This window comes from Sporosarcina ureae DSM 2281, from assembly GCF_000425545.1.
Classification (GTDB): Bacteria; Bacillota; Bacilli; order Bacillales_A; family Planococcaceae; genus Sporosarcina; species Sporosarcina ureae.
The window spans coordinates 116,576-127,822 of record NZ_AUDQ01000010.1; the positions used below are offsets into that span (position 1 = coordinate 116,576).

General features: G+C 39.0%; 11 protein-coding genes. All 11 read right to left on the reverse strand.

Features of this window, described 5'->3' with window-relative positions; all coding sequences use genetic code 11:
- Positions 1 to 202: 202 nt before the first annotated feature.
- Positions 203 to 919, reverse strand: a complete 717-nt coding sequence (locus tag H605_RS0111090) for a toast rack family protein (protein WP_029054273.1) — start codon at positions 917 to 919, stop codon at positions 203 to 205.
- A 194-nt stretch (positions 920 to 1,113) separates the two neighbouring features.
- A complete protein-coding gene (locus H605_RS0111095; protein WP_029054274.1) occupies positions 1,114 to 1,587 on the reverse strand; it encodes a flavin reductase family protein in 474 nt (157 codons plus the stop codon).
- A gap of 22 nt (positions 1,588 to 1,609) precedes the next feature.
- Positions 1,610 to 2,161, reverse strand: a complete 552-nt coding sequence (locus H605_RS0111100; RefSeq protein WP_029054275.1) for an FAD synthetase family protein — start codon at positions 2,159 to 2,161, stop codon at positions 1,610 to 1,612.
- 68 nt (positions 2,162 to 2,229) lie between these two features.
- Complete coding sequence (locus tag H605_RS0111105) at positions 2,230 to 3,012, reverse strand: dioxygenase family protein (protein ID WP_029054276.1); 783 nt, start codon at positions 3,010 to 3,012, stop codon at positions 2,230 to 2,232.
- Positions 3,013 to 3,054: 42 nt separating this feature from the next.
- The gene (locus tag H605_RS0111110) at positions 3,055 to 4,599 is read right to left on the reverse strand and encodes a 4-hydroxyphenylacetate 3-hydroxylase family protein (protein ID WP_029054277.1); all 1,545 of its coding nucleotides are present in this window, start codon (positions 4,597 to 4,599) and stop codon (positions 3,055 to 3,057) included.
- 200 nt (positions 4,600 to 4,799) lie between these two features.
- Positions 4,800 to 6,590 carry a XylR N-terminal domain-containing protein gene (locus H605_RS0111115; protein ID WP_029054278.1) on the reverse strand — a complete coding sequence of 597 codons (1,791 nt, stop codon included), beginning with the start codon at positions 6,588 to 6,590 and terminating at the stop codon, positions 4,800 to 4,802.
- A gap of 356 nt (positions 6,591 to 6,946) precedes the next feature.
- Positions 6,947 to 8,146 (reverse strand): acetyl-CoA C-acyltransferase, encoded by a 1,200-nt coding sequence (locus H605_RS0111120; RefSeq protein ID WP_029054279.1) that lies wholly within the window; start codon positions 8,144 to 8,146, stop codon positions 6,947 to 6,949.
- Entirely contained in the window at positions 8,143 to 8,793 is a 651-nt protein-coding gene (locus H605_RS0111125; protein WP_029054280.1) for a 3-oxoacid CoA-transferase subunit B, read from the reverse strand. The genes H605_RS0111120 and H605_RS0111125 overlap by 4 nt, the downstream gene beginning before the upstream one ends.
- Positions 8,783 to 9,475, reverse strand: coding sequence for a CoA transferase subunit A (locus H605_RS0111130; RefSeq protein ID WP_037561941.1), 693 nt, complete (start codon positions 9,473 to 9,475; stop codon positions 8,783 to 8,785). The genes H605_RS0111125 and H605_RS0111130 overlap by 11 nt, the downstream gene beginning before the upstream one ends.
- Positions 9,465 to 10,316: an alpha/beta hydrolase gene (locus H605_RS0111135; protein WP_029054282.1), complete on the reverse strand. Its 852-nt coding sequence runs from the start codon at positions 10,314 to 10,316 to the stop codon at positions 9,465 to 9,467. The genes H605_RS0111130 and H605_RS0111135 overlap by 11 nt, the downstream gene beginning before the upstream one ends.
- Positions 10,317 to 10,703: 387 nt before the next feature.
- On the reverse strand, positions 10,704 to 11,247 hold a 544-nt coding region (locus tag H605_RS0111140), incomplete at its 5' end, for an IS110 family transposase (RefSeq protein ID WP_029054283.1).

An 11,247-nucleotide genomic window follows, 5' to 3' on the forward strand; every position in this document is an offset into this window, starting at 1 on the left:
TCATCAATCATGACAATTCTCTCACGCATTTTTTACTACTCTAAAATCCCTTTATCGAACAATACATTATAATGCATAAAGAAGCTTTCACTAGCCAATCAAGTACTGTCACGAATTAGCTTAAGCATTGTATGTGCACAGATCTCATTATTCCGTCCTACATCAATCATGTATCGTTTAAGTGACGGACTATAAAATCCCGCTACTCAACAATCAAAAAATCCACACTACCTACCCCAACATCAACTTTCAAATGAATGTTAGTATCCGAATGATTGTATGCTTCATTTACATAGATGCCTTTACCCTTAGATATTAAATCTTTTGTTCCCACGCTACCTATCCCCTTTGAAATAGTTAATTTAACTCCAGTCTCTTTAGGTAAATGAATCTTCGCATCGCCCACTCCCAGGTTGATGTCCACGTCAAAGCTATCCTTCCATTCGCCGCCTAGATTGATCGTCGTATCCCCCACACCAGCATCAATTGATACATGACTGAGATGGATTCCTGCCAATCTCAGTTCTGAATCAGATACACCCATTTCGACATCGAGGTTCACAGGTATTTCATTTGTCAGTTGAAGATTCCAATCGTTTCGATGCTTCCGCAAAGCTGAAAAACCTTTCATTTTCTGCTGAATCTCTACATATCCGATATCTCTTTTATTCTTATACGTAACGGATGGATACCATTTTTTCACGTTCGTATCAATGTCCCCATCCACCCATTGCGTTGCCCCGCCCTCAATTAGAAGAGTACCGGCACCAAAACCGATAGCCACTTCGAGCGACTTCGCGTTATCCTTTTCAATTGACAATGCACCAGAGACCCGGTCCGATTTCATCCAGTCATATACCCAAAAGCTCACTATACCTAACAGTACTGTGCCCGCAATAACTATCAGTATTTTCCGCATATTCACACCCCTTTACTCTATCATAAGCGAAACTCAATAAATTTGAGTCCATCAGATGACTGAAGTTTACATCAGACTAAGGTCTGAGTGGTAAAGTATATGGAGTCCTTATGGTGATTATTTCATTTCACAACAAAAAATCGCTTACACTGAGACATCACAATTCAGCATAAGCAATTTCATATTTGCTGTGGTTAAACTTTTACTACCTCATTTGTTAGTTTTCCAAACTTCCCAGCGAAATAAGTCAAGGCATCTCCTTCATTATTTACGAAGTTCTGTACTTCACCCACGAATAACACATGATCACCGCCATCATACTCTTGCCATGGCTTACATTCAATATAAGCCAGCGACTCTTTAAGGCGAGGAGCGTGTTCACCTTGAATCCAGTTAAAAGGTGCTACCTCTTTCGGTCGTCCAGCAAAATGCATGGCAACATCCTCTTGAGAAGCATTTAAAATATTAACAGTAAATGCATTATTTTTCATATGTTCAAATGCTTTTGTTTTGCGGTCTACTGACACTAGTACGAGAGGAGGATCTAGTGATACGGAAGTAAATGAGTTCGCTGTTAATCCATGAGATCCATTTTCTGTTTTGCACGTCACAACTGTTACGCCAGTTGCAAATTTCCCCATGCAGTTTCTAAATTCTTTAACATCCATTTATATGACCCCCATAATAATTTTAATGTGAATTAGTTATAGCATACGACTTCCTACCTAATAAGTAATAAGCTTGTTCTGCTTTTTGTTGTCTGAATAGTTCACGGATCCGTGTTGAGGAGATAACTTCACCTTTTGAACACGTAACTACAGGATGTTGAAATGCATTAAAATGTTTGGTTAAATCTTCAATCGAACCACTTTTCCCACTTCCAAAGTGAAAGCCAGGTCCAATCCATATTTCTTTCGGATTAATTTTACTTAATTCATCGATAAAGTCTTGCACACTTCTTGACGCGTACACCTGATCAAACGGAGCGAAAACGGTATAGGAGACACCTAACTCTTCAAGAAACTTTTTCTTTTCAGGTAGCGAAGTCAGCTTGGATTGATTTTGAAAATAAACTTTGGGTGGGGGATCAAATGTGTAAACAACTAGTGGTACCCCATAACGATCCGCTTGTGCCTTAGCTTGACTAATCAAAGCTTGATGTCCTCTATGAATCCCGTCAAATGCGCCAATCGTCACAATAGATTGATTCAATTCTAGTTGATTGTCTTGAAAACAAATCATAATAGTCGCCTCGCTTTCTCAATTGTACAAAGAGAGAAGGATAAAACCCTTCTGCTCTTGAATCATACTTATACAGTGCGCATTACAAAGTCTAGAGAGGAGACTTTACACCCGTCTTTTTCTTCGATCTTTGTCATTAAGTCTAAGCGAACACCGTCTGCTACATCTGTTTCCAACCATTCATCGCCTTCGAAAAATACTTGGGTAATTAGTGTTTCATGACCTTCTGCCTCAAACATTAAATGTAAGTGTGCTGGTCGCATCGGATGCTGATCCGTATATTCTAAAAATTCTCCTGTCGGTCCGTCAGTTGGAATTGAATACGGAAGAGGTACTATTGTTTTAACTTCAAAGTTTCCATTTTCATCTGTGTAAAAATGTCCTCTAAAATTATATTTTGGTGCCTCCGAATCAAATGCTGAATACTTACCAGAAGCATCATTTTGCCACATTTCTACTCTTGCTTTGGCAAGTGGTTCTCCATTTGTACTACTAACGTTTCCGCTAAAGTACATGACATCTCCAGCTTCATTAGGGCGTTGTGTCAATACAAGTGGTTGTCCCGGCTTAGCTTCGATGAGAGGCGTTCCTTCAACAAAATAGGGTCCTAATAGCGAAGGTTGCGTTCCAGGCTTGTCTGTATACATCGCTCTTAAAACATGACTTTCTAAGAATACGTCCGCATAAAGTGGTAGTTCTCCAGCACGACCTAAGCGATCTGCCCAATCCACAAAGTTTGTATACTCTTCATGATTCAAGTTTGCTTCTTTTAAAAAGTTTTGTACATGTGCTATGAATAAGTTAAATACCTCTTCTACACGTTCATTTTTCTTTGATATTTGTTTTAACATTATAATTTCCTCCTCTATTTTACGTTTCACACTTTTAAAAACTTACTTTTTTCCATAAGCATGTACATCGTCATTATTAATCCAAGTCGGATTGACCCAACCATCTAAATTGTAATCATCCATACATTTCTGTACAAAATCTTCAAACTTTTGTGCTTGACCACTAGCTTTTGCGGTTATTAAATTTTCCAAGCGTATATTTTCGTTGTTACCAGAATAATTTCTTTCATACAACTCGTGTCGACCGCCATATTCAGTTCCAATTGCATCCCAAAGTAACTTAATCACTTTGATCTTTTCTTCAGCTTCTATACCGTTTGATCCACGGTATAATTTATCAATGATTGGGCGCAGTTCAGCATTTTTAAAATCAGCAGCACTAGACGGCTGCACAATTAAACTTCCCGCAACAACTGTCTCTACAATATTTTTCACATGTGACCAACCATCAGACATGAACACACGATATGCCAAGCCATATTCTAGATTAGGTAAAACAGTATTGTTAGCTCCTTTTTCAGGATTCAATGCCATTGCATCACTCATTGCCCAAAACATATTACGATATGCAATGACTTCACCAATTTGGGCTTGGACACCGCGGAATGAATCCGTTCCATTCCCCCGTAATGCCTTAATAAGTAGACCTGAAATGAAGTCCAATTTCACGGCGAATCTTGTTACACCGTGGAAAGTTAAACGGTGAAGGAATCCACTTTCAGCAAAAAACGTATTCGCTTTTTCAATGTCTTTGTAAACTAACACGTTCTCCCATGGTATGAGAGCGTTCTCAAAAACTAGTACAGAATCATTTTCATCGAAGCGGCTACTAAGTGGATAGTCGAAAGGACTTCCTGTAACAGCTGCATTCATTTCATAAGATGCTCGACAGACTAATTTAATGCCTGGTGTATTCATATCTGCGACGAAGACGAGTGCATATTCTTCGCTAGGAATTGCAAGTGCACCGTAGTGAGCAACGAAATTATAGTTTGTAAGTGCAGAACCTGTTGCAACCATCTTTGCACCACTCACTAAAATCCCTTCTTCCGTTTCACCTACCGCATGAATAAAGACATCTTTCACTTCGTCGATTGGCTTATCGCGATCAACAGGAGGATTGATAATTGCATGGTTGAAGAACCAGTTTTTCTCTTGAACTTCTTTGTACCACCTTCTTGCATTGTCAGCGTACTCACCGTAATACTCTGGGTTTGCGCCTAACGTGGCTAAGAATGAAGCTTTATAATCTGGAGAACGTCCCATTTGTCCATAAGACATTTTGGCCCACTCCGCGATTGCATCCCGCGTTTTAAACAAATCTTCAGGTGTTTCATCTGGTACGAAGAAACGCTGTGTATATCCACCGTTACCAGTATCTGTTTCCCGTGTTAAAATCTCTTTATGTTTTGGATCATGTAATGCATCATAAAGGCTAGCAATAGAGCGTGCACTATTTCTAAAGCCGGGATGAGTTGTTACGTCTTCTACTTTTTTCCCGTGTAGCCAAATTTCACGATTATCTCTTAAGCTCTCAAGGTATTCTGCTCCGGTCATAGGTAATCTAACTGCTTGTTTTACTGTCATAAATATACCCCCTTATTTATTGTAACCGCTTACTAATCTGAATATTACATGCTTTCTTGAAAGTTAGTAACTGTAAATATATATTAATAAATGATTAATGACTAGCAGTTTTTGTGGGTAGGATTGAACGTCCCTTTTAAATATTAGGTTTTACATACGCAAAAAAGACGAATCAATAATCGACTCGTCTTGGAATTTCATTAACTTCCCATTACTTTTAAACCAAAGTAAATCCTCGTAGCCAATTGACCATTAAATCGACCTGATCCTGTTTTTAAATCGATGTCACTTAATGATTCTATCTTTTCAATACGATAGCGTAGACCTGCGATAGATAGATGTAAATCGTCTGCCGTCTGTTGAAGGTTACCGTTATTGTCTAAATATGATTTAAGCGTAATTAGCAAACTGCCTGAATTAGCTTCATCATATTTAACTAAGCTGCCAATTGTTTTCATATAAAACATTAGAAGTTCCTCATGATCTGCGCCTTTCAAGAACATCATAATCCCTTCAAAGTCCTTATAGGTTGCTTGTCTGCTGCTCACTGGATAAGTTAGCTGTACGAAATCACAAATTCGCTTTGCATCAACATAACTTTCCCGTAGCTTATAAACGGAATCTACTAGACGTCCAGAACCTATATGCACAATGATATCTGGTAAACTTGCTTTAATATCATTCATCAACTTATCAGATATATTTTCAATATCCTGATCTTCAATTTTCGCGATAATAATGACGATATAATTATCTTTTAGAAACAAATCGAACGTAGGATGTTTATTCGTCAGAACATGCAATACTCTATCTTTCATTTTTTGCGGTATTACTTTAATCGCAATAATACGGTGAGGTTCGTTTATATTAAATCCAAATATTGCCGCCTGTCTATTTAATATATTCTCATCCATAATTTTATTTTCAATCATTTCATTAAAAAAATCCTCTCTTTTGCTCCAAAGGGATTCTGTTAACTTACGTTGGTGATACATTTGAATGGTAAAGACTAATAAGGCACGTTTAATAATCATTTGTTCTCTTTGATTTAACTTCTGTTCTCCAATAACCATTAGATTACCGAGTAGCACTTTGTCACTCTTAATTAAGAATGATTCGAAGAATAATTCGTTTTGTTGATTTGTAATGACACCGCTTGCTTTCCATTTCTTATATGCCATTTGTTCTTCTACACTTTCGAAGTACGACGAATAAACTTCATCGTAATGATCAATAATGATGCTACGGCCGAGAATAGTACCAATCGTTTGTGTTATATCGTTAATATCTTTATCCTCTAAGAAAAGTTCTGTTAACTGATTTTGAATCTCTTCTGATTCAATAATATTATTATTTAGCTGTTCTATTTCAGCATATATATCATCTAATACAGACTGCATTGATTCGCTTTGATAATAACGTAAGTCCAATAAATTTGTTTCATCGCAATGTGCTACAGTTTCAGCGACAAAATAACATTCAGCATCCCCTTTACCTCGGCAACTTTTCTCGTAAACGATTACTTCCTTATCGAAAACATATGTTAAGTAACCGCTCGCATAACCGATTAGCGTCCAGCAAACGGGCTCGTTTCCTATTTCATTTTCAGCTATGTGATTTGTAGATTCAAAAGAATTTTTCCAATACCCCGTAAGATATAAATGATCATTATTAATTTCCAATATATCAGGGTCTACGGTCACAATTCCTTCTAATGTGTGCATGACCGTTCCTGACAGCATCAGTTCTTCTATAGATTCCCAATCATATCTTTTTTTAATCGATTCAGCAGCCCGCTTACCACAGGCATAGCCATAGCGCATTAAAAAACCTTTGGTACGTTCTTTACCAAGCGTATCAATTAAATCATTACGCAATATTCCAAGCGCCTCTACTGAAATTAATCCCATTCTTTTATCATGAAGTTTAATAATCCCCGAACGAGGATTGATATCTAGCAAGTTTTGTAATATCAATTGATTAGCTTTCATCAAATTATCTCCCTTCATCTTCTTGACATTTCACATACTCAAAACACATAATTTTGGTCCACTTCCTATAGTGATTTAAGGGACAGCCACAATGCATTTATACTTCAACACTCTTCGTATCATCAAATTTCGTTCATAATCTTTTATTAAAGATACCTTATACTAATGACATTCAGTTTATTGTATTTATAAAGAAACGTAAACTAATAACCCCGATATATCTTATTCACATACTATGCCAGTAACCAATAAGTCAACCAAAATAGCCAGCATGAGTCCAATTAAACATAGACTTCACACCAGCTAAATTGCATGTTTTATCAATGCCAATTAGTCAGCATTATCAAATTGATTAATTAGTCTCGCTCAACTAAAGTAGAAATACCTTGTCCCACACCAATACACATCGTTGCCAGACCCAATTTACTGTCTTGGCGTTTCATTTGATGTAAGAGTGTCGTCAAAATCCGGGTACCACTCGCACCTAAAGGATGGCCTAACGCTATGGCACCGCCGTTGACGTTAACCTTTTCTATAGGCAAATGCAGATTATCAATACATGCCAAAGATTGAGAGGCAAAAGCTTCATTCAGCTCTATTAAATCCAAATCTTTCACATCTACATTTGCCTTCTTCAATAACTTCTTCGTTGAAGCAATAGGACCAATGCCCATGACTCTTGGTTCTACTCCGGCTGTAGCAGACATTTTATAATATCCCAATATATCCAGACCCAGTTCCTTTGCTTTATCTTCTCTCATTAATAACACTGCCGCCGCACCGTCGTTAACACCTGACGCGTTTCCAGCAGTAATCGTTCCATTAGGGAATAATGGTCGAAGTTTCTCTAGCGCATTCATCGTAGAATCAGCACGCGGATGTTCATCTGTATCAACAGTGATTTCTTCGCCTTTGCGCGTTTTGAAAGTCACGGGGAATATTTCATCTTTGAAAATACCCTGCTCTTGTGCTTCTTTCGTTTTCATCTGGGATTGGTAAGCAAATTCGTCTTGTCTATCTCTTGTGATATCGTAATCACTCGCAACATTTTCCGCAGTTTGTGGCATAGTGTCCACTCCATAAAGCTCTTCCATTTTCGAATTCACAAAGCGCCATCCAATCGTCGTATCCTGAAGATTCATATCACCCCTTGGATATGCACGCTCCGGTTTCGCCATTACATAAGGCGCCCGTGACATACTCTCTGTCCCACCTGCAATAATTACATCTTGTTCACCTGCAAGAATCGCACGCGCTCCAAAGTTTACCGCATCAAGTCCTGATCCACATAGACGATTCAATGTGGTTCCGCCGACCTCAATCGGTAAGCCGGCTAAAAGTGCTGACATTCTTGCTACATTTCGATTCTCTTCACCTGCGCCATTCGCATTACCGAAAATTACATCGTCAATTGTCTTAGGATCAACAGCTGGATTACGTTTCAGTAAGGCTTTGATGACTATCGCACCTAAATCGTCCGCACGAACTGTACTGAGGGCTCCTGCATATCTACCAATTGGCGTTCGAACCGCATCAATAATCGCCACTCTGCTCATAGCGCACTCTCCTTTACTAATTGATCCGACACCGTATATTGTAGTCCCGTAGATTCTTTGATATCTTCTAATGTATAGCCATCAGTCACTTCTATCAGTTCATATCCACTCTTTGACCACTTAAAGGTAGCTCGTTCGGTAATAATTAAATCTGCCGTACGTTCTGAAGTGATGGGAAAACTACATTCATCCAATAGCTTTTTGTCGCCATCTTTCGATGTATGAAGCATTGTAACAATAATAGTTTTTGCACCTTCGAGTAAATCCATTGCTCCTCCAACACCAACGATGTCTTTACCAGGAATAGCCCAATTCGCAATTCTTCCTTTGGAGTCGACTTGCAATGCACCCAAGATAGCTATATCAATATGACCGCCACGGATCATAGCAAATGAATCTGCGCTATGGAAATATGAAGCGCCAATTGCTTCACCTATTGGCAATTTTCCCGCGTTTACGAGTTGTGGGTCCAGTTGCTCTTCCTTCAATTCGGAAACCCCAAGCATTCCATTTTCTGTGTGAAAATAACATTCGCTATCTCCCAGATAATCAGGTACTAGTGTGGGAATTCCAATCCCTAAGTTAATAATGGAGTACTGTGGTATATGGGAAGCTACTTTTTGCGCGATAATTTGCTTATAATTCATACTCTACTCTTCTCCCTTCAAGCAAAGTAGCTTTACTTTGCACGATATGGTCTATAAATAAATGCGGTGTAATAACTGCTTCAGGATCGAGACCCCCAGCCGGCACGATTTCATCAACTTCTACAATTACTGTTTTAGCAGCAGTTGCCATCAAAGGATTAAAGTTTCGAGCAGTCTTGTAATACGTCAGATTCCCCATTTCATCTGCTTTATGCGCTTTAATGATAGCTATATCTGCTTTCAAGGACTTCTGAAGGACATATGTCTTCCCATAAAACACTTTCTGTTCTTTACCTTCGGCTAGTTTAGTGCCGGCGCTTGTACTAGTATAAAAAGCTGGAATGCCCGCCCCACCTGCTCGGATAGCTTCTGATAACGTTCCTTGTGGAAGAAGTTGAAGCTGTAATTTATTCTCGTTATACATTCGGACTGCCTCTCTATTACTCGTAAAATAAGAGCCGATTGCCGTACCGATTTTACCTTGTTGCAAAATAATCCCCAGGCCAATGCCTTCTTCTCCTACATTATTACTAATGACAGTTAAATCTGTCACTTCTTTTTCTTCAAGCGCTTTAAGAACCGTTAATGGACTTCCAATTAATCCAAACCCTCCGACCATCACAGTCATCCCGCTTGTGAATTTGTCCGCTGCTTCTTTAGCTGTAATTACTTTATTTCTCATTAGAGAACTCTCCCTTTAAAAAATCATGAATATTGCCTAATAAATCTGATTGTAGATTAAAAGCTAACTCGTAATGATTTTCGTTTGTTAGTATCACTTGTATATTGGCCTCTTTCAATAAAGCTGTATAATTGGATTTCGTAAACAGTGGACGGTCAGACAAATTCCCTTCCCCTGTAATGAGCAGTGTTGGCTTATCATTCTTTCTCGCTGACTTCTCCACATCGTATAAATAAAAACTATCGAAGTCTTGTTTAATTAGCTCTGGGTTCGACAGGTTCCCGTACCCATCTTCTTTCTTTTTACACTCGTATTGTATTGCCTGAATAACTAAAGGATCGACCGTTACTTTCAAATTCTTATAAACATTTGCCGTTGCTTCAATATAATTCTCACAGCTTGGATAGACATGTTCCATTCTTCCTAATGAAGGATAAACCATTTTCTTCCCTTCTTCATCTACATGTCCACCGCCATCTAATAAAATCACACGCTGAACCGATGAATGTTCTCCCGCTATTTTTTGTGAAATATATGCTCCCATAGAATAGCCGAATAAAATGACTCGCTTCAGCTGTAATGAATCGATCACCTCTATAATATCCTTTGCATGCGTTTCTATAGAAGAGTCAGCTAACTGGACGGAACTATCTCCACGTCCTCTAAGATCTACAGCTATGATTTGATATTCTTTTTTGTACTCATTTATATACTTTGTTAATTGGAATTTATTTCCGGTCAGTCCGTGTGTGAAAATAATCGTTCCCTTGTCGCTATTTTCTTCGGAATACAGATTATAATTCAGACTTCCCCCATCCTTTAGTCCAATGAACTGATTCATATCTATCCCTCCCTCTATAAATGTTGATGTATCAACGGTTTGACCCGTTGTTAGGATGCCAAAAATATTTTTTTGACACGCTGATAAACAATAATAATTAGATATTTGAATCTTCAAACGTCCTTGGGTACGCTACGCGGTCATCGCTGGATAATACTGGTTGCGATGATAATTCTGTATACGATGCACTGTGGATCTCCGCGTTGCTTATGATGACGTACCCTCCCATGTCTCTTGGCGTCAAAAGCGCCTACATTCCTTCGTTCGGTCTAGTCATAAGGCGGAGGCTAGCTAAGCTCCTTTGGGGACTCACTGGTCGAATGGATAATATAATGCCGGCTTCTCCGTGTCATCCAATTTTCTAGTCGTTCACTACGAATGTAATGCTTAGGCAGCTCTTTCGAGCGTGGGAATGTCCCTCATCATTTGCTTAGCGTCAAATACCATGTGCTTCGTACAGATTGCGTGCAGTACTTTCAGTAGTTTTCCGCAGAGAACTACAATGGACTGTTTCTTGCGTAATGGATTCACTTGTCTGGTTGTGTAATACGCGTGCAGTTGTCTAAATGCCTTGTTATGCCGGACCATTGGCATCATGACGCGGAAGAGCAGTGCACGCAGCTGGCTTCTTCCTCTTTTAGAAATTCGTTTCTGTCCCTTGTGCTGTCCGGAAGAATTCTCCCTCAATATCAATCCCGCGAGTTTCAATAATTGGCGTGGATGATCGTAATGGGCAAAACTACCGATTTCCGATAGTAAATCAATGATGGTTGCGTCTCCAAGCCCTGGGACTGTTTGGAGATACTCGTACTCAACTGTAGCCCGAATAAACTCTGTCAGCTGTTCTTGAAGCGATGCCAGTTCCTTCTCAAGTTGGCGATAACGTTGAACAAGTGTGGCAATTTCAATACGGGCCATCTGTTGTCCTTCT

What these genes read in the sequence shown, in the direction of transcription:
- H605_RS0111090 (WP_029054273.1), bottom strand. Translation starts at nt 919, where the DNA reads ATGCGGAAAATACTGATAGTTATTGCGGGCACAGTACTGTTAGGTATA.
- H605_RS0111095 (WP_029054274.1), bottom strand. Translation starts at nt 1,587, where the DNA reads ATGGATGTTAAAGAATTTAGAAACTGCATGGGGAAATTTGCAACTGGC.
- H605_RS0111100 (WP_029054275.1), bottom strand. Translation starts at nt 2,161, where the DNA reads ATGATTTGTTTTCAAGACAATCAACTAGAATTGAATCAATCTATTGTG.
- H605_RS0111105 (WP_029054276.1), bottom strand. Translation starts at nt 3,012, where the DNA reads ATGTTAAAACAAATATCAAAGAAAAATGAACGTGTAGAAGAGGTATTT.
- H605_RS0111110 (WP_029054277.1), bottom strand. Translation starts at nt 4,599, where the DNA reads ATGACAGTAAAACAAGCAGTTAGATTACCTATGACCGGAGCAGAATAC.
- H605_RS0111115 (WP_029054278.1), bottom strand. Translation starts at nt 6,590, where the DNA reads ATGAAAGCTAATCAATTGATATTACAAAACTTGCTAGATATCAATCCT.
- H605_RS0111120 (WP_029054279.1), bottom strand. Translation starts at nt 8,146, where the DNA reads ATGAGCAGAGTGGCGATTATTGATGCGGTTCGAACGCCAATTGGTAGA.
- H605_RS0111125 (WP_029054280.1), bottom strand. Translation starts at nt 8,793, where the DNA reads ATGAATTATAAGCAAATTATCGCGCAAAAAGTAGCTTCCCATATACCA.
- H605_RS0111130 (WP_037561941.1), bottom strand. Translation starts at nt 9,475, where the DNA reads ATGAGAAATAAAGTAATTACAGCTAAAGAAGCAGCGGACAAATTCACA.
- H605_RS0111135 (WP_029054282.1), bottom strand. Translation starts at nt 10,316, where the DNA reads ATGAATCAGTTCATTGGACTAAAGGATGGGGGAAGTCTGAATTATAAT.